General features: G+C 65.1%; 19 protein-coding genes. 12 read left to right on the forward strand and 7 right to left on the reverse strand.

Annotated elements, in window-relative coordinates; genetic code table 11:
• Positions 1–12: 12 nt before the first annotated feature.
• Positions 13–747: a hypothetical protein gene (locus tag ACLKOZ_RS08990; protein WP_436474467.1), complete on the forward strand. Its 735-nt coding sequence runs from the start codon at positions 13–15 to the stop codon at positions 745–747.
• A gap of 172 nt (positions 748–919) precedes the next feature.
• Here ACLKOZ_RS08990 and ACLKOZ_RS08995 read toward each other — a convergent pair whose 3' ends face one another.
• Complete coding sequence (locus ACLKOZ_RS08995) at positions 920–2,434, reverse strand: helix-turn-helix domain-containing protein (protein ID WP_337348000.1); 1,515 nt, start codon at positions 2,432–2,434, stop codon at positions 920–922.
• 154 nt (positions 2,435–2,588) lie between these two features.
• On the opposite strand from ACLKOZ_RS08995, the gene aceA reads away from it, so the two are divergent.
• On the forward strand, positions 2,589–3,905 hold the full coding sequence (gene aceA / locus ACLKOZ_RS09000; RefSeq protein WP_337347999.1) for an isocitrate lyase: 1,317 nt from the start codon (positions 2,589–2,591) through the stop codon (positions 3,903–3,905).
• A 107-nt stretch (positions 3,906–4,012) separates the two neighbouring features.
• A complete protein-coding gene (gene aceB / locus ACLKOZ_RS09005) occupies positions 4,013–5,665 on the forward strand; it encodes a malate synthase A (RefSeq protein WP_436474470.1) in 1,653 nt (550 codons plus the stop codon).
• A gap of 234 nt (positions 5,666–5,899) precedes the next feature.
• Here the strand turns inward: aceB and ACLKOZ_RS09010 are convergent, their stop codons facing one another.
• Positions 5,900–7,096, reverse strand: a complete 1,197-nt coding sequence (locus tag ACLKOZ_RS09010) for an MFS transporter (RefSeq protein WP_436474472.1) — start codon at positions 7,094–7,096, stop codon at positions 5,900–5,902.
• Between the two features lie 150 nt (positions 7,097–7,246).
• Here ACLKOZ_RS09010 and ACLKOZ_RS09015 point away from each other — a divergent pair, with 150 nt between their 5' ends.
• On the forward strand, positions 7,247–8,206 hold the full coding sequence (locus ACLKOZ_RS09015) for a D-2-hydroxyacid dehydrogenase family protein (RefSeq protein WP_436474474.1): 960 nt from the start codon (positions 7,247–7,249) through the stop codon (positions 8,204–8,206).
• Positions 8,207–8,213: 7 nt separating this feature from the next.
• Here ACLKOZ_RS09015 and ACLKOZ_RS09020 read toward each other — a convergent pair whose 3' ends face one another.
• Complete coding sequence (locus tag ACLKOZ_RS09020) at positions 8,214–9,425, reverse strand: ROK family transcriptional regulator (RefSeq protein WP_436474476.1); 1,212 nt, start codon at positions 9,423–9,425, stop codon at positions 8,214–8,216.
• Positions 9,426–9,558: 133 nt separating this feature from the next.
• On the opposite strand from ACLKOZ_RS09020, the gene ACLKOZ_RS09025 reads away from it, so the two are divergent.
• Genes ACLKOZ_RS09025 through ACLKOZ_RS09045 form a run of 5 tightly spaced genes read left to right on the forward strand, consistent with a single transcriptional unit; the run spans position 9,559 to position 14,191 of the window.
• On the forward strand, positions 9,559–10,317 hold the full coding sequence (locus ACLKOZ_RS09025; RefSeq protein WP_436474478.1) for a sugar phosphate isomerase/epimerase family protein: 759 nt from the start codon (positions 9,559–9,561) through the stop codon (positions 10,315–10,317).
• A complete protein-coding gene (locus ACLKOZ_RS09030) occupies positions 10,314–11,459 on the forward strand; it encodes a Gfo/Idh/MocA family protein (protein WP_376044630.1) in 1,146 nt (381 codons plus the stop codon). Before ACLKOZ_RS09025 ends, ACLKOZ_RS09030 begins: the two co-directional genes overlap by 4 nt.
• The gene (locus tag ACLKOZ_RS09035; protein ID WP_436474480.1) at positions 11,456–12,643 is read left to right on the forward strand and encodes a Gfo/Idh/MocA family protein; all 1,188 of its coding nucleotides are present in this window, start codon (positions 11,456–11,458) and stop codon (positions 12,641–12,643) included. Before ACLKOZ_RS09030 ends, ACLKOZ_RS09035 begins: the two co-directional genes overlap by 4 nt.
• Position 12,644: 1 nt before the next feature.
• Positions 12,645–13,640, forward strand: a complete 996-nt coding sequence (locus ACLKOZ_RS09040) for a sugar phosphate isomerase/epimerase family protein (protein WP_436474482.1) — start codon at positions 12,645–12,647, stop codon at positions 13,638–13,640.
• A 17-nt stretch (positions 13,641–13,657) separates the two neighbouring features.
• A complete protein-coding gene (locus tag ACLKOZ_RS09045) occupies positions 13,658–14,191 on the forward strand; it encodes an N-acetyltransferase family protein (protein WP_436474484.1) in 534 nt (177 codons plus the stop codon).
• On the opposite strand, the gene ACLKOZ_RS09050 is transcribed toward ACLKOZ_RS09045, so the two are convergent.
• Positions 14,188–16,335: an amylo-alpha-1,6-glucosidase gene (locus tag ACLKOZ_RS09050; protein WP_436474486.1), complete on the reverse strand. Its 2,148-nt coding sequence runs from the start codon at positions 16,333–16,335 to the stop codon at positions 14,188–14,190. The two genes, ACLKOZ_RS09045 and ACLKOZ_RS09050, sit on opposite strands and share 4 nt — an antisense overlap.
• A gap of 15 nt (positions 16,336–16,350) precedes the next feature.
• Entirely contained in the window at positions 16,351–17,469 is a 1,119-nt protein-coding gene (locus tag ACLKOZ_RS09055; protein ID WP_436474488.1) for a glycosyltransferase family 4 protein, read from the reverse strand.
• A gap of 189 nt (positions 17,470–17,658) precedes the next feature.
• Between ACLKOZ_RS09055 and ACLKOZ_RS09060 the strand changes: the two genes are divergently transcribed.
• Together ACLKOZ_RS09060 and ACLKOZ_RS09065 are read left to right on the forward strand one after the other, a co-directional pair.
• On the forward strand, positions 17,659–18,357 hold the full coding sequence (locus ACLKOZ_RS09060; RefSeq protein ID WP_436474490.1) for a DsbA family oxidoreductase: 699 nt from the start codon (positions 17,659–17,661) through the stop codon (positions 18,355–18,357).
• Between the two features lie 76 nt (positions 18,358–18,433).
• Positions 18,434–19,084 (forward strand): TetR/AcrR family transcriptional regulator, encoded by a 651-nt coding sequence (locus tag ACLKOZ_RS09065; protein ID WP_337351862.1) that lies wholly within the window; start codon positions 18,434–18,436, stop codon positions 19,082–19,084.
• Positions 19,085–19,114: 30 nt separating this feature from the next.
• Here ACLKOZ_RS09065 and ACLKOZ_RS09070 read toward each other — a convergent pair whose 3' ends face one another.
• Together ACLKOZ_RS09070 and ACLKOZ_RS09075 are read right to left on the reverse strand one after the other, a co-directional pair.
• Complete coding sequence (locus ACLKOZ_RS09070; protein ID WP_436474492.1) at positions 19,115–19,786, reverse strand: LytR C-terminal domain-containing protein; 672 nt, start codon at positions 19,784–19,786, stop codon at positions 19,115–19,117.
• Positions 19,779–20,078 (reverse strand): type II toxin-antitoxin system VapB family antitoxin, encoded by a 300-nt coding sequence (locus tag ACLKOZ_RS09075; RefSeq protein ID WP_337347119.1) that lies wholly within the window; start codon positions 20,076–20,078, stop codon positions 19,779–19,781. The genes ACLKOZ_RS09070 and ACLKOZ_RS09075 overlap by 8 nt, the downstream gene beginning before the upstream one ends.
• Before the next feature lie 147 nt (positions 20,079–20,225).
• Here ACLKOZ_RS09075 and ACLKOZ_RS09080 point away from each other — a divergent pair, with 147 nt between their 5' ends.
• On the forward strand, positions 20,226–21,155 hold the full coding sequence (locus tag ACLKOZ_RS09080) for a hypothetical protein (protein ID WP_436474494.1): 930 nt from the start codon (positions 20,226–20,228) through the stop codon (positions 21,153–21,155).
• The last annotated feature ends 130 nt before the right edge of the window (positions 21,156–21,285 follow it).

Below are 21,285 nucleotides of genomic sequence, written 5' to 3' on the forward strand. Positions count from 1 at the left end.
AGAATGAGAGCCATGGGGAACAAGATTTCAGAATTGCAGCTAACCCAGCTCGGACCATGGGAGGTTGAGCGCTCCACCCTCCACGAAGTTGGAATGGGCTGGGATGAGATCGTCTCGCGCTGGTTCTCGGAGGAGAACGTGCTCCCGCCCCGGGCATCGGATGATTTCCCTCTTATTGGCTGGAGACGCCTGCAGACTTCCTACCCTTCCTGGGCACTAGAAGTGCTTGTGCTTGGCGCACCCGACCAAGCAAGCCCCGGTCGATGGGTTCTCGTGCAGTTGCATCACGACAAGAACGGATGGCAATTTGCTGGTCCCGCGAGCTATCTCCCCATTCCAGTGCAGGAACTCCGCAGGCAAGGGTTGCGCCTGGAATGGTCACAACCAAACTTCATGATGACAAAGGGATCACCACCGGAAATTGCCGTCGTCCTAATCAACGACGCCGCAAGCACGTGGAATCCGAGCGAAGAAGACCACAGCCATGTCCAGGGAATCGTCCTCGACTACAAAGGAAACAGAATCGGAAGCGGCTGGTACGCCCACGGCAAGGCAGCTCAACTGCCCCCCTTAGCCCCGGGCCAGCAACTCGTCCTCCCTGCCCTGCTAAACAACCCCGAACTTGATGGGCTGGTGCCCGGCCGTTACCAAATCCGTGCCTCGCTGACTGCCTTAGGACTGCCAACAACGATCCTTGCCGGCCTTACAGTCGCTGATCAACAGGGACAGCAGCTCGCGCCTGAATAGATGGCTCGTTTGGACCTAGGCTGCAAGCAATTGGCCCGATTCTGGTGCTCGCGGGATGGGACCGGTCCGATAGCTCGTTGCCGAACGCGTCGGCGCATTCCTTGCCCATGAATCCTCCACCGCCCAAACAGGAGCAGTTCACGTTCGCCAAGAAAGTGAGAGAACGTCCTGGTCAGGTACCGGAGTGTGCCTGGAGGAAGCTGTACACCTCGGTCTCGTCGACGCCGGGAAACGCCCCGGGCGGCATGGCCGCCAGCAGGTGCGAATGGGCCCGTGCGGACGGCCAGGCGTTGCCCGCCCACTCCGAGGCCAGTTCCGCCGGCGGGCGTTTGCAACAGCTTTCGTCCGGGCACGTGGACTTTGACCGTTCGGTGGTGTCCCGTCCGCGGAACCACTTCACGTGCGCATACGGCACGCCGACGGAGAGCGAAAACTCACCGTTTGCGGAGCGCTCGGTCCGCGCGGTGCACCAGTACGTCCCTGCGGGAGTGTCCGTGTACTGGTTGTAGGCACGGAACTTGTCGGCGACGTCGAACACCACCCGGGACGTCCATTGTTTGCACGACGGCTGGCCCTCAATGGCGCCGGTGTGGTCCTGCGGGAACGTCACGCCGTCGTTCTCGTAGGCCTTGTAGATGATCCCGCTCTGGTGCGTTTTCTGGAAGTGCGTGCGGATGTCCAGGTGCTCCGTGGCGAGGTTGGTGAAGCGGTGCGCGGCTGTTTCGTAGGAGACTGCGAAGGCGTCGCGGATGTCCTCCACGGCGATTTCCTTCGCCTGTTTGGCTTGCTGCAGGAACTCCACGGTGGCCTTCTCCGGCAGCATGAGTGCCGCGGCGAAATAGTTGGTGGCCACGCGCTGCATCAGGAAATCACCATAGTTTTTGGGCGTTTGGTGGCCCAGGACGTAGTGGCCCAGAGCCTGCAGCAACACCGAGCGGGGATCGTGGTCCGTGCGCTGGTTCTGCGTGAGATAAATTCTGTGGTTCTTGAGATCAGTGACGGATCGGGTTGAATGCGGCAGGTCACCCACATGATGGAGGCTGAATCCAAGGTGCGCGGCAATGTCCGCGATCACGTGCTGGGACAGCGGACCGGTGGTGTGCCCGACGCTCGCCAGCACCTTCTGGGCTTCGGCCTCATACTCGGGAAAGTAGTTGTTCCGCTCACGCATCATGGCACGCAGCTCACCGTTGGCGCGCCGGGCCTCCTCCGGCGTGGCGATCTGCTCATTGAGCTTGCGCTCCAGCTCGTGCTGCAAGCCCACCATCGACTCGAGCACGTCCATCGGAAGCCGCGAGCTGATGCGGATTTTGGGCAGGTTCAGTGACTCGTAGATGGGGCTGCGCTGGTACCGTTCCAGCTCGATTTCCAAGGCTGCCCTGCGGTTGGGCGGCTCGGCTCCCAACAGTTGATCGATGCCCACATTCAGCGCCGCTGCGAGCTGCTGTAGCAGCCCCAGCTTGGGCTCCCGCTTGCCGTTCTCAATCAGGCTCAGCTGGCTTGGGGCGGTACCGACGGCGGCACTCAGGTCATCGAGCGTCATGCCGGCCGCCTTGCGCAGGTGGCGGACGCGGCGGCCGAGGCTGATGACGTCCAGTTCCGGTGCGGCAGTGGACGACGGCGGTGCAGCGGCTTTGCGGTTCCAGCTTGAAGGGGGCATTTCTTGAGGATACGCGAAGAAGTGCATTTCTTTCCATGATTTTCCCCTAGAGAAGTGTTGGGAAGTGCTGAAAAGTAGTGATCACGGAAAGAAACACCGCACCGGGATAGCCGGCCGGGACTGCAAGGACGCAGCCCTGGCCGGCGGATCACCACCCCGGAGCTCAATCAAGGAGACAACGATGACTGCAGCATTTGAGCCCACCCAGCAGACGCCCGAACAGCAGGCCGCCGCCCTGGAGCTTGAGTGGGCCGCCAACCCCCGCTGGGAAGGTGTGACCCGTGACTACTCAGCTTCCGACGTCGTCCGCCTCCGCGGCCGCGTCTCCGAGGAACACACACTGGCCCGCCGCGGTTCGGAAAAGCTGTGGAAGCAGCTCACCGAAGAGCACAAGACCGGCGGCTACACCAACGCCCTGGGCGCCCTGACCGGCAACCAGGCCGTGCAGCAGGTCAAGGCCGGCCTGCGCGCCATCTACCTTTCAGGCTGGCAGGTTGCCGCGGACGCCAACAACTCCGGCCACACCTACCCGGACCAGTCGCTCTACCCGGCCAACTCGGTCCCCACGGTGGTGCGCCGCATCAACAACGCGCTCCTCCGGGCAGACCAGATCGAATTCTCCGAGGGCATCCAGACCGTCGAGGACTGGATGGTTCCGATCGTGGCCGACGCCGAGGCCGGCTTCGGTGGCCCGCTGAACGCCTACGAGCTCATGAAATCCATGATCCAGGCCGGCGCGTCAGGCGTTCACTGGGAGGACCAGCTCGCCTCCGAGAAGAAGTGCGGCCACCTCGGCGGCAAGGTCCTTATCCCCACCCAGCAGCACGTCCGCACCCTGAATGCCGCCCGCCTGGCCGCCGACGTCGCCGGCACCCCGTCGGTGGTCATCGCCCGCACCGACGCCGAGGCAGCAACCCTGATCACCTCCGACGTCGACCCCCGCGACCAAGAATTCGTCACCGGCGAACGCACCCCGGAAGGCTTCTACAAGGTCCGCAACGGCATCGAACCCTGCATCGCCCGCGCCAAGGCCTACGCCCCCTACTCCGACCTCATCTGGATGGAAACGGGCACCCCGGACCTTGAGCTGGCCCGCAAGTTCGCCGAAGCGGTCAAGGCCGATTTCCCGGACCAGATGCTCTCGTACAACTGCTCGCCGTCGTTCAACTGGCGCAAGCACCTGGACGACGCCACCATCGCGAAGTTCCAGCGTGAACTCGGCGCCATGGGCTTCACCTTCCAGTTCATCACCCTGGCCGGCTTCCACGCCCTGAACTACTCGATGTTCGACCTCGCCCACGGCTACGCCCGTGAAGGCATGAGCGCCTACGTCGAGCTCCAGGAGAAGGAATTCGCCTCCGAATCCCGCGGCTACACCGCGACCAAGCACCAGCGCGAAGTCGGCACCGGCTACTTCGACGACATCGCTACCGCGCTCAACCCGAACGCATCCACCCTCGCACTGGTCGGATCGACCGAAGAGGGCCAGTTCCACTAAATTCTTCCCCCCCCCTTCCTCGTTGCCCTATCACTTAGAGTCCTCATTCGCCGCTTTTGGGGACCACAAGTGATAGGGCAACGGCGGACTTTTAAGGAGTCACTCCCATGAACAGCTTCACTGACAACTTCACCATCAACGGCATTACGTTGACCGCGCAGCCTATTTGCCGGCAGAACGAGGTTCTGACTCCTGACGCCCTGGAGTTTGTGGCCAAGTTGCACCGGGCGACGGCGGCGCGGCGCCAGGAACTTCTGCAGGCACGCCGGACCCGGCGGGCTGACATCGCCGGCGGCCAGGACCCGCGGTTCCTGCGGGAGACCGAGGACATCCGCAATGACCCGTCGTGGCGGGTCGCTCCCCCGGCGCCTGGCCTGGAAGACCGCCGCGTGGAGATTACCGGGCCCGTGGACAAGAAAATGACCATCAACGCCCTGAACTCCGGCGCTAAGGTCTGGCTCGCGGACATGGAGGACTCCTCCACCCCCACGTGGCGGAACGTGATCAAAGGCCAGCTGAACCTCACCGATGCGCTGGAACGCCGGATCGACTTCACCACCGAAGAGGGCAAGGAATACAAGCTGCGCCCGGCCGGGGAACTGCCCACCATCGTGGTCCGCCCCCGCGGCTGGCACCTGCCGGAGAAGCACATGCTCATCGACGGCACCCCGGTGGCCGGCGGGATCGTTGACTTCGGCCTGTTCTTCTTCCACAACGCCCGCCGCCTGCTGGCCCAGGGCAAAGGCCCATACTTCTACCTGCCCAAGATCGAGAACCACCTCGAAGCCCGGCTCTGGAACGACATCTTCATCCTCGCCCAGGACCTCCTCGGCATCCCGCAGGGCACCATCCGGGCCACCGTGCTGATCGAAACCATCACCGCAGCCTTCGAAATGGAGGAAATCCTCTACGAACTCCGGGACCACGCCGCCGGCCTGAACGCAGGCCGGTGGGACTACATCTTCTCCCTGATCAAGAACTTCCGCACCCGCGGACCCCGGTTCGTCCTCCCGGACCGCGCCCAGGTGACCATGACCCAGCCCTTTATGCGCGCCTACACCGAACAGCTGGTCCGCGCCTGCCACAAGCGCGGCGCCATGGCCATCGGCGGGATGGCGGCAGCCGTTCCCAACCGCAAGGACGAAGCCGCCAACACCAACGCCTTCGAAAAGGTCCGGGCCGACAAGACCCGCGAGGCCAACGACGGCTTCGACGGCTCCTGGGTAGCCCACCCGGACCTGGTGCCGGTGTGCCGCGAAGTGTTCGACAGCATCCTCGGCGAGCGCCCCAACCAGCTCGGGAAGCTCCGCGAGGACGTGATCCCCGATGACCGCGCCCTGATCAACGTAGCCGCCACTGAGGGCACCATCACCGAGCAGGGCATCCGGAACAACATCGAAGTGGGGATCCGGTACATCGAATCCTGGCTGCGCGGGAACGGTGCCGTCGCCATCCACAACCTGATGGAAGACGCCGCCACCGCCGAGATCTCCCGCTCCCAGCTGTGGCAGTGGATGTACGCGTCCGCCATCACCGATCACGGCGAAATCATCACCCACCGCTGGATCGAGGAACTCCTCGACGAAGAGTTCGCACGCCTGGAGCGTTTCGATGGCGACCGCTTCGAAGACGCCCGCGACATCTTCGAAGAAGTCACCCTGGCCCAGGACTTCCCGACCTTCCTGACGCTCCCCGCCTACGCGAGGTACCTGACGGAGGCCCGTGAAAAGGCCACGGTTGAGGAGCTGGCCGCGGCCTGACCGATTTCCGTTCGCCGGGCTGGCATGCCCTTCGCAACAGGCACCCCGAGATCCGGGGGCCGGCCCGGCGACGGAACACCCCATATGTAAGCGCGCACGGCCAGCCCACACCGTGTGCCCCCGGACGCTCTCTCACTTTTTTCAAGAAAGTGAGAGAGCGTTGCTGCATTTGTTGCAGGATCTGAGAGCGTTTCGAAAGTCCGGGCAGGGGAAGAACGACGACGGCGGGACCCGTCAGCGGCCCTTGGGCACCAGCCGCACGGCGAGGGTGGTGCAGAGGAAGAACGTCAGCACGGACGCCAGGACCACCAGCAGTGCCGGGGTCCACGAATCCGCGGCGTCGTGCACGAACCCCACGAGCGGCGGAGCCACCGCCGCGAAGCAGTAGCCCACGCCCTGGACGATGGCAGACATCCGGCCCGCGGACGCCTGATCGCGGGCCAGCTTGATGATGGCGATAAAAATCAGCGTGATACCGCCGCCTTGGGCAATCCCGCCGCACACGGACCAGAGCCACCACAGCCCCGGCGCGAGCAGCAGCCCGGCCGGCACGGCCGTCCACAGAACGCCCAAGGTGAGGGCCGCCGTCGTCGTGCTGGAGTATTTTGCCGCGAACGGTATGCCCAGGGCGCCCACAATGGCGAGGATCTGGAAGATGGACGATCCGGCGCCGGCCGCGGAGGCTGACATGCCGAGTTCATCGCTGAGGTAGCTCGGGAGCCAGGCGGTCACGGCGTAATACGAGAAGGCCTGCCCCGCGAACCCGGCGGTCAGTCCTGCGGTGATCCAGCCGGAGCCCTTGACGGCGGGCCGCGCCTGACCGCCCGGCGCTTCAACACCTGTGGGGACAAAGGCGCTGCGGGCGCCGACGGCGGCAGTCCAGAAGGCGATCGCCGCCACTGCCAGGATACCTACCGCAGCGAGCGCCGCCCGCCACCCGGCCAGCTCGGCCAGCGGCGCCGTGACCACGGAGGTCAGGAACGAGCCAATGTTCAGCGCCGCCGTGTACACGCCCATTGCCGTCCCTTGCCGCAGCGGCGAAAAGTCCCGCCTGATAATCAGCGGAACCGCAATATTTCCCACCGTGATGGCAAGACCGATCAGCACAGTGCCGGCAACAACAAGGGCAGGGCCGCCTGCAGAGCGGACCACCACGCCGGCAAGCACGCCGAGGATGGTGAGCGTCACAGCGAACTCAGCCCCGAACCTGCGCGCAGCCAGCGATGCCACCGGCGCGAACAGGGAGAAGCAGAGTACGGGGATGCTGGTCAGGAGCCCCAGCACCACCGGTGAAAAGCCCAGCTCTGCCTGCATGACGTCCACAACCGGGGCGACCGCCACAAACGGACCCCGCAGATTGAGCGCCAGGAGGCCGATGCAGGCAAGCAGGATCCAGCCGTTCGGAACACGGGCCAGGAGCCGGCCGTTCACTGGGCAGCTACTGGCATTAAAAATGATTTCATCACTTCCATTGCTATCACGCCGCGCGGCCCCCGGACGTCCGCGGCGGGAAGCGCCAAAGCTACGATAAGCCCATGCCCTCGAGCACCAAGCTCTGACTACGTGACGAAGGAAACAGACATGCAGCACCGGCTTGCCATCCTCGACGACTACCAGGGTGTTGCCCACGGCTTCGCCGACTGGGCTGCCCTTGAGCAGGACGGGGTGTCCGTCACCGTCTTTCGGGAACCCTTCACCAGTGAAGATGCCCTGGTGGCGGCCCTCGCGGACGTCGGGATCGTCATCGCCATGCGGGAGCGGACGCCCTTTCCCCGTTCGGTCCTTGAAAGGCTGCCCGCGCTCAAGCTACTGGTCACCACGGGCATGGCGAACGCGTCCATCGACGTCGGTGCCGCGGCGGAATTGGGCATCACCGTGTGCGGGACCGCCGGCTCCCCCGCCGCTGCACCGGAAATGACCTGGGCCCTGCTGCTGGCGGCCGCCCGGCACATCCCCGCCGAAGAAAACTCGCTGCGCGCCGGCACGTGGCAAACCACTGTGGGGTTCGAGCTGGCCGGCAAGACGCTCGGCATCGTGGGGCTGGGCAAGATTGGCCGCAGGATCGCCACCTATGGCCAGGCTTTTGAGATGGAAGTGCTCGCCTGGAGCCAAAACCTCACCGCCGAAAGTGCCTCCGAGGCTGGTGTCCAGCTCGTCAGCAAGGAGGACCTGTTCCGAAATTCCGACGTCGCCACGCTTCACCTGCGGCTGTCTCCCCGTTCCGAGGGAATAGTGGGTGAACCCGAACTGCGGCTCCTCGGCCCTGAAGGCATCCTGGTGAACACCGCCCGGGGGCCACTAGTGGACCAGGACGCGCTGGTACGCGCGCTGGCCGGGGGCTGGATCCGCGGCGCCGCCCTGGATGTCTTCGACGAAGAACCCCTGCCCGCGGGCCACCCCCTCCTGTCGGCCCCCAACACGGTGCTCTCCCCGCACCTGGGCTACGTGACAGCGGAAAGCTACCGGCAGTTCTATGGCGGCGCCTTCGAGGACGTAAGGGCGTGGCTTGCCGGCTCACCAGTGCGGGTGCTCACCCCGTAGTAATTCGCTAGCCAGTTGCCTGGAGTGTCGCTTCGATTGCTGCAGGGGACAGCACAAACTGCGTGACCAGCTGGCTGGCACCGAGGATGGCGGCCTGGTCTCCGGCCACCGTGAGCGCGATCCGCAGGTGCGAGGTCGCCAGCGGCAGGGACCGCCTGTACACCACTTCACGGACGCCTGCCATCAGGTGTTCGCCCGCCTGGCCCAGGCTGCCGCCGATCACAATGACGGAGGGGTTGAGCAGGTTCACCACGGTGGCCAGCACGTCGCCCACGTCCCGTCCGGCCTGGCGGAGGGCCTGGACGGCCTGCACATTTCCGCCGGCCACGAGCCGCAGGACGTCGCTGCCTTTCGATGCAGGCACTCCTTGGCGCGTGAGTTCCCCCGCGATGGCCGGCCCGGAGGCGAGCGCTTCCAGGCAACCGTAGTTCCCGCACCGGCAGAGAACGTCGTCGCCGCGCGGGACGCGGACGTGGCCCAGGTCGCCCGCTGTGCCGTTCGCGCCACGCTGCAGCTCGCCGCTGCTGATGATCCCGGAGCCGATGCCGGTGGCTACCTTGATGAACAGAAAATTTTCGTGATCGGGCCAGTGCGCCGCCCGCTCGCCCAAGGCCATGATGTTGACGTCGTTGTCCACCAGTACCGGCACGGGCAGCGACCGCTGAACGTAACGGACGACGTCGAACCCGTCCCAGCCAGGCATGATGGGCGGCTTGACGGGCCTTCCGGTGGCATGTTCCACCGGACCCGGGAGTCCGATGCCCACGCCGGCAACATCGCCCACGTCCCGGCCGGCCTGCTGCAGCAGGGCCAGTCCTTCCTGTACTACCCTGCCGAGCACGGTTTCGGGCCCTTCGGCAACGTCCTGCGCGAGGCGCCGCTCCGCCAGGATTCGTCCGCTGAGGTCCGTGACGGCAACAATCACGTGGGTGGCCCCGACGTCGACGGCCAGGACGGCGCGTGCTGCGGGGTTGAAGGCAAAGCGCGACGGCGGCCTGCCGCCACTGGAGTTCGCCTCCCCCGCTGCCCCCACCAGGCCGGACGCGATCAGGGCGTCGATGCGTGCAGCCACGGTGGAACGGGCAAGGCCCGTTGTCAGGGCAAGCTCGGCCCGGGTCCGTGCCTTGCCGTCCCGCAAGAGCTGAAAGAGGTCACCAGCGCGCGCCAGATTGCCGCCGCCATCAGGGCTGGCGGGCGCAGTTCCGGGCATGAGACTCATGGTTCATGAATAACACACCCTCTTCTGCGTGTCACGCTGAGAAAAGATTGACACCTAACATCCAACTTTTGCTTGACCCTCGTCAAAAGTAGTTCTAGCTTTAGGGGAAAGCGTCTTGAGGTCAGGAGAACCCATGAACTATTCGATCCAGCTCTACACCCTGCGCAATGCGATGCAGGATGATCTGCCCGGCACTATCCGCAAGGTAGCGGAGATCGGCTTCACCCAGGTGGAACCCTACAACTTTGTTGCCACCGCCAAGGAACTCGGGGCTGCGCTGACGGAAAACGGCCTGACCGCACCGTCCGGACACGCACCGCTGCTCAGCCAGGACCAGGACCAGATCTTCGCCGCCGCCAGGGAACTGGGCATCACCACCGTGATCGACCCGTTCATCGCGGCCGACCGCTGGCAATCCACGGAGGACATCCAGGCCACGGCCGCCGGGCTCAACGCCGCCGCCAAGAAGGGCGCCGAATACGGGATCCGGGTGGGCTACCACAATCATGCCTGGGAATTGGAGTCCACCATCGAGGGACGCACTGCCCTGGAGTACTTCGCAGATCTTCTGGACCCCGAGGTTGTCCTCGAGGTGGACACCTACTGGGTGGCCGTTGGCGGACAGGACCCCGTGGACATCCTCACCAAACTCGGTGACCGGGTAAAGCTCATCCACATCAAGGACGGCCCGCTGAACACCGACACCAAAGCCCAGTTGCCTGCGGGAAAGGGCAAGGTGGCTGTCCTCGACGTCGTCGCGGCCGCCAAGTCCCTCGAAGTCGGCGTGGTGGAGTTCGACGACTACTCCGGGGACATCTTCGAAGGTATCGCCGAAAGCCTCGCGTACCTTAAGGCAGCAGAATCCAACAGCGCCGAAGGCGCCAAGGCATGAGCGGCGCAGCAGGCACGGACGCAGAAGCCACGGGCCGGGGTCCGGTGGGCGTTGCCGTCATCGGCGCGGGCAACATCTCCAAGGCCTACCTGGACAACCTCACGATCTTCCCGGACCTCAAGGTCCACGTCATCGCCGACCTCTTCGAGGAGGCCGCCGAAGCCCGCGCCAAGGAATACGGCATCGCCCAGTGGGGCGGCGTGGACGCGGCCCTGAACCATCCCGACGTCGAGATTATCGTGAACCTGACCATCCCCGCGGCCCACGTGGAGGTGGCCACGGCGGCTGTCAACGCCGGCAAGCACGTCTGGACCGAGAAGCCCTTCTCCCTGGACCGCGAATCCGGGCTGGGCCTGCTTAAGACCGCCGACGCCGCCGGCATTCGTCTGGGCTGCGCGCCGGACACGTTCCTGGGCGCTGGCCTGCAGACGGCCCGCCGGATCATCGAACGGGGCGACATCGGCGTCCCGCTTACCGCCATGACCACGTTCCAGACCCCTGGCCCGGAGTCGTGGCACCCCAATCCGGCGTTCCTCTTCCAGCACGGCGCCGGCCCGCTCTTCGACATGGGCCCCTACTACCTCACCGCCCTGGTCCAGACCTTCGGCTCCATCCGGAAGGTGGCCGCCGTCGGGTCCAAGGCCAAGGACGTCCGCGTCATCGGCTCCGGACCCAAGGCCGGTGAGGAATTTACCGTCGAGGTACCTACGCACGTGTCCGCGATGGCCCAGTTCGAGTCAGGCGCCTCATCCCACAGCGTCTTCTCGTTCGAATCGCCGCGCGCCCGGATGGGCTTCGTGGAGATCACCGGAACCGAGGCCACCCTGAGCCTGCCGGACCCCAACAATTTCGACGGCGACCTCAAGCTCTGGCGGGCCGGCGACGAGGATTGGACCACCATTCCGGCCACCGGGCCTGCCAACGGCCGCGGCATGGGCGTCCTGGACATGGCCAGGTCCATCCGGGCCGGCGTGCCGCACCGCGCCACGGGAAACCTGGCCTACCACGTCCTGGACAGCATGGTCTCGATCTCCGAATCCATGGAAACCGGCACGTTCGTGGACGTCGCCAGTTCCGCGCCCGCTTCCCCGGCCCTCCCCGAGGACTGGGCCCCCGAAACCGCCACTCTCCAGGACGCATGATCATGACCCCAGCAACGAACAACCAGCGCCCGCTCGGGGTTGCCATGATTGGCTATGCCTTTATGGGCAAGGCCCACTCAAATGCGTGGCGGAATGTGGCCAGCTTCTTCGATGTGCCGGCCTTTGAGCAGAAGCTCCTGGTGGGCCGGGACGCCGCCGGCGTCCGCGAAGCCGCCGCAAAGTACGGCTGGGCGGAGACTGCCACGGACTGGCGAACCGTCCTGGACCGCGACGACATCCACATCGTGGATATCTGCGCGCCGGGGTGGATGCACGCCGAAATCGCTACCGCCGCCCTCGCAGCGGGCAAGCATGTGCTCCTGGAAAAGCCGCTGGCCAACACCCTGGCCGAGGCCGAAGCCATGACCCAGGCCGCCCAGGCGGCAAGGGCGAAGGGCGTGCAGTCGATGGTGGGGTTCAACTACCGCCGTGTCCCGGCCCTGGCCCTGGCCCGGGAACTCATCGCCGAAGGCCGCGTCGGGGCCGTCCGGCACGTCCGCGCAGCCTATCTGCAGGACTGGCTCGCGGACGAAACAGCGCCCATGACCTGGCGCCTGACCAAGGAAACCGCCGGGTCCGGGGCACTGGGCGACATCGCCTCACACGCGATCGACCAGGTCCTGTTCCTCCTCGGGGACAAGGTCACCGAGGTCTCCGGCCGCACCCACACCTTCACCACCCGCCGCCCCGGCGCGGCAGGACTGGAGGACGTGACGGTCGACGATGCCGCCTGGGCCACCCTGTCCCTCGCCTCCGGCGCGATCGCCTCAGTGGAAGCCTCCCGGGTGGCCACCGGCCGGAAGAACTCCCTGCAACTGGAAATCTACGGCGATCAGGGCTCCATCCTCTTCGACCTGGAAAACCTGAACGAACTCCGCTTCCTGGACGCCACCGCGCCCGCCCGGGAACAGGGCTACCGCCGGATCCTGGTCAGCGAACCCGAACACCCGTACCTGGACGCGTGGTGGCCGCAGGGCCACATCATCGGCTGGGAGCACACGTTCACGCACGAGATCCGCGACTTCCTCCTCGCGGTGGACGGCGGGACCCCACCCACGCCGTCGTTCGAGGACGGCTTGGAGGTCCAGCGGATCCTGAACGCCATCGAGGAATCCGCCGCCGCAAAAAGCACCACGATTTACCTCGACACCAGCACCCCCGTCGCCGTCCCTGAAGGAGCCTGACATGCCCCGCCCCTACACCCTGTTCACCGGCCAGTGGGCCGACCTCCCCTTCGAGGAAGTCGCCAAGCTGGCTTCCGGCTGGGGCTACGACGGCCTGGAGATCGCCGTGTCCGGGGACCACCTGGATGCCTGGCGCTGGGACGAACCCGGCTACGTCGAGTCCAAACTCGCCGTCCTGGAAAAGTACAACCTCAAGGTCTGGGCCATCTCCAACCACCTCAAGGGCCAGGCCGTCTGCGATGACCCCATCGACTTCCGTCACGAAGCCATCGTGGGATCCAAGGTCTGGGGCGACGGCGACCCCGAAGGTGTCCGCCAACGCGCCGCCGAGGAAATGAAACACACCGCCCGGCTCGCGAAGGCACTGGGCGTGGACACCGTCGTCGGCTTTACCGGCTCATCCATCTGGCAGTACGTGGCCATGTTCCCGCCCGTCCCGGAAAAGGTCATCGACGCCGGCTACCAGGACTTCGCGGACCGTTGGAACCCCATCCTGGACGTCTTTGACGAATGCGGCGTCCGTTTCGCGCACGAAGTCCACCCTTCCGAAATCGCTTACGACTACTGGACCACCGTCCGCACCCTCGAAGCGATCGGCCACCGGCCCGCGTTCGGCCTGAACTGGGACCCCTCCCACATGATGTGGCAGGGCATCGACCCCGTCTCGTTCATCTGGGACTTCAAGGACCGGATCTACCACGTGGACTGCAAGGACACTAAGCTCCGCCCCACGGGCCGTAACACCGTCATGGGCTCCCACCTGGCCTGGGGCGACCCGCGCCGGGGCTGGGACTTCGTCTCTGCCGGCCGCGGCGACGTCCCCTGGGAATCGTCCTTCCGCGCCCTCACCGCGATCGGCTACGACGGCCCGATCTCCGTCGAATGGGAAGACGCCGGCATGGACCGCCTCCACGGCGCCCCCGAAGCCCTCGCCGCGCTGAAGAAATTCGACTTCCCGGCGTCGAGCACCTCCTTCGATGCGGCCTTCAAGCAGTAGGCAAATAGAATCCCTGCATGAGCCCCACCATTCGAAAAGCAACAGTGGACGACGCCGGCAGGCTCGCCGCGCTGGCGGCCGTCACCTTCCCGCTGGCGTGCCCGCCGTCGTCGTCCCCGGAGGACATTGCCACACACGTGGCCAACACACTGAGCGAAAGCCACTTCCAGGCGTACCTCACCGACCCTGACGTCACCGTGCTGGTGATCGACGACGACGGGTCCCTCCGCGGCTACAGCCTGCTGGTGAACGGACAGGCCCAGGATCCGGATGTGGTGGCAGCCTTGACGCTGGCACCGTCGGTGGAGTTGAGCAAGTGCTACGTCCATCCGGAGCACCACGGACTCGGCGCCGCGGCGGAACTGATGCATGCCAGCCTTCAGGCTGCTGCGGCGGCAGGCGGGGCAGGGGTATGGCTTGGCGTCAACAGCCAGAACGCACGCGCAATCCGTTTCTACGAGAAGTCGGGCTTCCGGAAGGTCGGCTCCAAGTCATTCCGGCTGGGGACCACGGTGGAACACGACTTTGTGCTGGAACGCGCCGTCCCCTAGTCCCCTGGCCGGCCGCCCAGTCGATCATCGAGGGGTGGACGGGGTTCCTTGAGCAGCTTCAGCCCTGTTGGAAGGCCTTCTATGCTGCCCTCGCGTCCGTGCGCGCTGATGGTCACCCGGGAATGTCCCAGCAGGACGTTCCCGGCCCGGAAGTTTCCGATGTCCTCCGGGAGGATCGGTGCCAGATGGACCACGTTGCGCGTGAAGTCCGGGTCGAAGCGCAGCAGTATCCGGGCCAGTTGGATGGGTGTGGCCGCCGCCCAGGCCTGCGGGGAGCAGGCTGTGGGATACGGCACCGGGCCGTGGAACTCGGACCGGTCGAAGCCGCAGAACAGTTCGGGCAGTTGCCCGTCGAAATGTTCTGCCGCGTCCAGGATCCCGCTGGCGATCCGTTTGGCTTCGTCAACGAAGCCGTACCGCATCAGGCCAGTGGCCACGAGGGCCGTGTCATGGGGCCAGACTGAGCCGTTGTGATAGCTCACCGGGTTGTAGGCACCCATGTCGGTAGCCAGTGTCCGAATCCCCCAACCCGTAAACATTTGGGGCGACATCAGATGGTCCACCACCGATGGCGCTTTATCCTCATCCACTATGCCCACCCATAAGCAGTGGCCCATGTTCGACGTGCAGGCGTCGACCGGGTTCTTGTCCTTGTCCAGCGCAACGGCGAAATATCCCCTGTCCGGCAGCCAGAACTTCTCGTTGAACGCTTCCTTCAAAGCGGCTGCACGCTCTGCCCAGTGCTGCTCCAGGGCGCTGTCCCCGTCAGAACGCGCCAGCAGGGACCGGGCAACATACGCGGAATAGACGTAGGCCTGGACCTCGCACAAGGCAATCGGAGGCTCCGCCATTTGTCCGTCGGCGAAGTTGATCCCGTCCCAGGAGTCCTTCCAGCCCTGGTTGACGAGGCCATGGGTGTTGGGTCTCAAGTACTCCACAAAGCCGTCGCCGTCGAGGTCCCCGTACTGTTCAATCCATTCGAGTGCGCGGTCGGCGTGGGGAATCAGCGAATCGATGATGTCATCCGACAGTCCCCAGCGGCTCAGCTCCCCCAGCAGGCTGACAAAGAGAGGTGTGGCATCCGCGGTGCCGTAGTAGGCGGTTCCACCCAGTGACAGGCCGGCAGTGACGCCCAACCTCACTTCGTGCGGAATGCGGCCCGGCTGCTCCTCCGAATCGGTATCCACTTTGGTTCCCTGGATGGTTGCCAGGGTCTGCAGGGTTCCGGCCGCGAGAGTGGGGTCCACCAGAAGGGACATATATGAAGACAGCAGCGAATCCCGCCCGAACAGGGCCATGAACCACGGCGCACCTGCCGCTACTGCTGCACGTTCCGGGTGTTCGGCGTCGAAAATGCGCAACGACCCCAGATCGCTTTGGCTGCGGCGCAGGGTTTCCTCAACGTTGCCATCCGCCACGTCGATGCGCGGTACGTTCTCCTCCCACGCCAGGTGCCGCTGGACACCCGTGCGGTGGCGGGGCAAGCCGCCTTCAGTGAAGGGCTCGCTGGGAGCCACACCGTTGATCAGCGGTACCACGATGACGCTCGTGGACCACTTGCCGCGCGCGGGAATGGTGGCCCGGAACCGCAGCATGCCGTCTGAGATCTCAGCCCCGGCGGCGCGGATCGCTGTGCCGCGGCGCTGTCCGTTGCGGACCGCCTCGATCACCAGCTCACTGCCCTTCACGTTCCGGGTCATGGTGGCGTCCTTGGTGGACCGTCCGCCTTTGACGTCGAAAAGATCCGCTTGGTCTGCGTCCACCAGGAGTTCGATGTCGCAGTCGACCGGTTCCGCGGAATAGTTCTCAAGGGTGATGTCGTCCTGGAGGCCGGGCCCGATGTGCCGCTCCTGCCGCACCACGAGCGGACTGTCGTACCGGCCATCGGGCCACTTGGCACGGCCCACGAACGTAGCTTCGTAAGCATCGGGCCGCTGCGCCACCAAAGGCTCCCGCAGCGCACCGTTGATGCGGAGGATCCACCGGGACACCACGCGGGTGTCCTGGTAGAACGCACCGTTTGTTCCGCCGTCGGGGCTGATATCGCCGCTATGGGAAGAAATGCAAAAGGACGATCCCTCCACCACCGTTACGGTGTCGGCACCACCTACGTCTGCCTCCGTGTCCGCATTCCATGCAGTCATGGACGCACTCCTCCCTCAAGGCCTCAGCGTTGGTAATGGGCTCGTTTCCTGCGCCCGAATCATGGATGACCGTATTCGATTCTGGTGCATTTGGGTGCCTTCGGGAACCCCCGCGGCCTGAGGCTCTTCGAGCAGTTTTGCGTAGAGGTCCAGATGGTTGGCCACCATCCTTTCAGTGCTAAAGAGCTGCAGCGCCCGCTCCCTGCAATGCGACCTGTCCAGCGATGCGGCGAGGGGAATGAAGCGGTGCAATTCCTCGGTCCGCCCCAGGTAGCCGGTCTTTCCGTGGTCCACGATCTCAGGCGCGGATCCGATCTGTGTTCCCACCACGGGGGTTCCGGTCGAAAGGGACTCGATCATCACCAGCCCGAAGGGCTCGGACCATTGGATGGGATTCAGGAATGCCATCGCTTCACCCATAAGCCGATACTTCTCAGCGTCCCCGAGCTCGCCAAGGAACTCTTCGTTCGAGTCCAAAAGCGGCTCGATGACTGAACGGAAATACCCGATCTCGTCAGGCTCATGCATCTTGGCTGCGATGCGAAGGGGGATGCCTGCCTTGCGTGCGATGTGGATTGCTTCAAGCAAGCCCTTGTCCGGGCATACCCTGCCGACAAAGCAGACGTAGCCGCCTTTCCCCGACCCGGCCGGGACTCCAGCGACGTCCATTCCATGATGAATGACCCGGGTCACCGGTACATCAGGGACATGGGAGGTCTGGTCCCGTGAGATTCCAATGATGGCCGTATCCAGAGCCATGGCCCGGTACAAATCAGCCGACGCCGGGATCAGCGGGCCGTGAATGGTGGTCACCACGGGGACCCCGGAGGGCCTACGGCCTACGAGCGGCCCTGCCAAGGTGTGGTCATGGATGATGTCCACGCCGTCCATGCCGTCATAGGCCCGGATGACATGGCTGAGTTCGGAGAGTGTAGAGCCGAGTCCACCCCGCTCAGAAGGCCTCATGCCTGGTACCAAAGGCGCCGGACAAGTACTGTCTGCCGCCGCGGCCAGCAGGACGTCGTGCCCCGCCGCGATGAATCCCCGGGCCAAGGAGTCGACAACCCGTTCTATGCCCCCGTAGCCAACGGGGGGAATGGGAATCCAAGGTGCTGCAATAAGTCCTATTCGCATGCTGTGGCCTCCGCGAGGATGGCAGGCCAGGTCCCCCCGCACCGGCAACTGGGTATGTTCCGAAAGGCTTCTGCTTAACCTGTTGTTCCGACTATCGCCCCGCAGGGCTGCACATTTCAAGACCTCGGTGTGATAAATCCGACAGCGCCTGCGGGGAATGGCCGCGGGACGGGCAGGGTTGTGGCAAGCATGAAGATTGAGATCTGGTCAGACGTTGCGTGCCCGTGGTGTTACATCGGCAAACGCCGATTCGAGGCCGCCCTGGCCGACTTCCCACACCGCGATGCCGTGGAGGTGAAGTGGCGCAGCTACCAGCTGGATCCCACGCTTCCGGAACACTATGACGGCACGGAACTGGACTACCTGAGCACGCGCAAGGGCCTGGCCCCGCAGCAGGTCTCCCAGATGTTCGAACACGTTGCCACCCAGGCCAAAGGCGAAGGCCTGGACTATCGCTTCGACAAGGTGGTGGTGGCCAACAGCTTCACGGCCCACCGCCTGATCCACCTTGCGGCTGCGCACGGAAAACAGGATGCGGCCAAGGAGCGGCTCCTCAGCGACCACTTCGAGCATGGCAAGGACATTGGCAGCCAGGAATACCTCATGGCCTTGGGCCAAGACCTGGGACTGGACTCCACCGAGGTGGCTGAACTGTTTTCCACCGACAAGTACGCCGACGATGTCCGCTTCGACTTCGAGGAAGCGCGTGCCCTCGGCATCACCGGTGTCCCGTTCTTCGTCATTGACCGCAAGTTCGGGCTCTCGGGCGCCCAGCCGTCCGAAACGTTCACCGCGGCATTGAACCAGGCCTGGCAGGAGACCCACCCGTTGGTGCTCGTCAATGCTGCCGACGGCGAAGCCTGCGGACCGGACGGCTGCGCGGTCTGATATGCGCGGTCTGATCTAGCTGCGGGTCAGTACGGCGTACGCGCGTTTTACTGACACATCGCGGTAAAGTGTCTGCATGCCCAGGATTTCGGCGGCCAGCAATGCCGCGCAACGCGCAGAGACCCAGCGCCGTGTCCTCACGGCATTCGGCGAGCTGCTGTTTACCCACGGCCTCCCCGGCCTGACCATGACGGACGTTGCCCGGCACGCCGGCGTGGGCCGGACGGCTGTCTATAACTACTACGCCGACATCGAAGAACTCCTCATCTCCTACGCCCTGGACGAGACCGAACGGTTCCTTACCGAACTCAGGGAGTCACTAAACAGGCTGGACAACCCGGTGGAGCGGCTGGCACTGTACGTGCGTGCACAGGTGGAGGACCTCAGCCGCCGCCATCTCCCCCCGGGACCGGCGATGGCTGCGGTGTTGTCGCCGTCGTCCTTTGCCAAACTGGCGGACCACGTGGGCGAGCTCAGCGTCCTGCTCCAGGGCATCCTGCGTGACGGTATGGAGCAGGGTTACCTGCCGGTCGCAGACATCGCACAGCAGGCGCAACTGATCCACGGAACGCTCTCGTCCAGCGCGGCACGGGGAAGTGACGAGCCCGCGGAACTTGAGGCGCGCATTGCCCGCACGGTGCGGTTCATCCAGCTCGGCGCCGGGGCAAGGTTCGACGACGGCGGCAGGCCGGTGCGCGTCAGGCCCCTTCCTGCGGTGGCCAGCTGAGCCTGACCCCACAAAATGCCGCTGCACCGCTCAGGGCGTGGCGCCGGCCGTCGGGATGACTGGCCATTTGTCGTCGTCCGCGATCCGCCTGCTTTCCCGCGGGCAGCTCAGCCGGCCAGGAGTCTGGTCTACGAGCTCGGGCGCTGCGAGGGCCTCATAGTCCCCGGCCAGGATCACGTCCACGCTGGCGTCCGTCCGCCCGTCCTGGAAGTAGTCCGAGCCCGGCAGGTTGCGCTGGACACTGAAGGCAGCGGACTGCCCGGCCGCCCCTGACACCACTGCGGCCACTCCGCGGTAACCGGCGTCCGTATTGGCCACTGCGCCCACGACGAACTTCCGGGCAAGGAATTCGTCCGCGACGGTTCTGGCCAGGCCCGGCCGGCTGGTGGAGTTGTAGACGTTGAGGTTGATCTGGTCGTTGGGGGTGTAGTCGAAGGTAGCCGCGGGACAGACTGTTGCCGGTTCGTCGCTGGCCTCCGTCGTCGGAAACCTGATCTGCCCATTGACGATGGCCAGGGCGATGATGATCGCGGCGACGATCATCCCCAACAGCAGGACCAGCACCACCCCATGCACTACGCGGCGGCGCAACCGGACGGGGTCCTCGGGTTCGCCCGCCGCTTCGAACGTGGCCCGCAGCTCGGGGCCGGTAACTACGTGGTGGCCGTGCAGGACGCTGGCGTCCTTGGGTTTCCTAGCCATCGATGACCAGCACGCGGGCGTGGATTGCGGTGCGCTGGTGCAGGGCAGTGCGGACCGCGCGGTGCAGTCCATCCTCCAGGTACAACGTCCCCTTGTACTGCACCACGTGGGGGAAAAGGTCGCCGAAGAACGTGGAGTCCTCGGCCAGGAGAGCCTCCAGGTCCAGCGTCCGCTTGGTGGTCACCAGCTCGTCGAGGCGCACCGGGCGTGGCGGGAGCGAGGCCCATTCCTTGGGCGTGTTGAAACCATGGTCGGGGTAAGGGCGTCCCTCGCCCACAGCTTTGAATATCACCATGCCACCCTAGGCACCTTGGCAGCCCAAGAGAAGTGCCTTGCCCGCGCCATTCCAAGGTTGTAGCCAAACAGTAACCATGTGTCACATGCGGAACACTTCAGCGGCCGTCGCGGGCCCGGCCGGCCCGCCTGACACAATGGAGGCATGACTGCGACAGAATTCCCTGCCGGCTCCACGCCCGGCGTACGCCTGCCGTCCGCGCCGCCCCTGGCCCTCCTGCTCGACGTCGACGGTCCGGTAGCCAGCCCCGTGACCCGGAACGTGCAGCCCGGGATCATTGCCGACCTCGTTGCGCTGGCCGCCGCAGGAATTCCAGTCATCTTCAACACCGGCCGCTCCGACGCCTTCATCCGGGAGCAGGTCATGGAACCCATGATCGCCGCCGGAATACCCTCCGGGACCATCATCCACGCCGTTTGCGAGAAGGGCGCCGTCTGGTTCAGCTACACCGCCGCCGGCCCGGGCCCTATCCATGTTGACCATGAGCTGGCGGTTCCCGGGGCCTACGGCGACGACGTCCGCCGGCTGGTGGCCGAGGACTATTCCGCGCATATGTTCTTCGACGAGACCAAGCGTGCCATGGTCTCCGTGGAGCAGCACATCGAGGTGGACAGCGCTGATTACCTCGCCGAACAAAAGCTCTTTGACGCCGACGCCATGGGCCTGATGTCCCGCCACGGCCTGGGCGTGGTCCGGCTGGACCACCACGCACCGAATTCCGACGACGAGGTGGACTACCGCGTGGACCCCACCATCATCTCCACGGACATTGAATCGGTGCGGCTGGGCAAGGACCTGGGGGCCAGCCGTGCGGTGGAACTCCTCGCAGCCCAAGGGATTACGCCGCAGGCCTGGCGGACGGTGGGGGATTCCCGCACCGATTACGCCATGGCAGATTGGCTGCACCACAACGATCACGCGGTCATGCACGTGGACGTCCGCCCCGCGGACGGCGTTCCCCAGAAGCCTTACACCGTCCTGACGGCAGCGGACCTGGGCCTTACGGACGACGTCATCCACGACGACGCCGGCGGAGCTTTCCTGCGCAGTTGGCGCGAGGCGCTCGCGGACTGAGGCGCCGGGACTGATAGGGCTTCCGGTGCCGGGACTTGTCCGGCCCGAAACCTGCCGTTTCAATGGCAGGGCTATTATGCAAGTAAGAACGCTTACCACTTAGCTGCGGAGAAAACCATTACAGAAACAC

The organism is Arthrobacter sp. R4 (assembly GCF_051365025.1).
Taxonomy (GTDB): Bacteria; Actinomycetota; Actinomycetes; order Actinomycetales; family Micrococcaceae; genus Arthrobacter.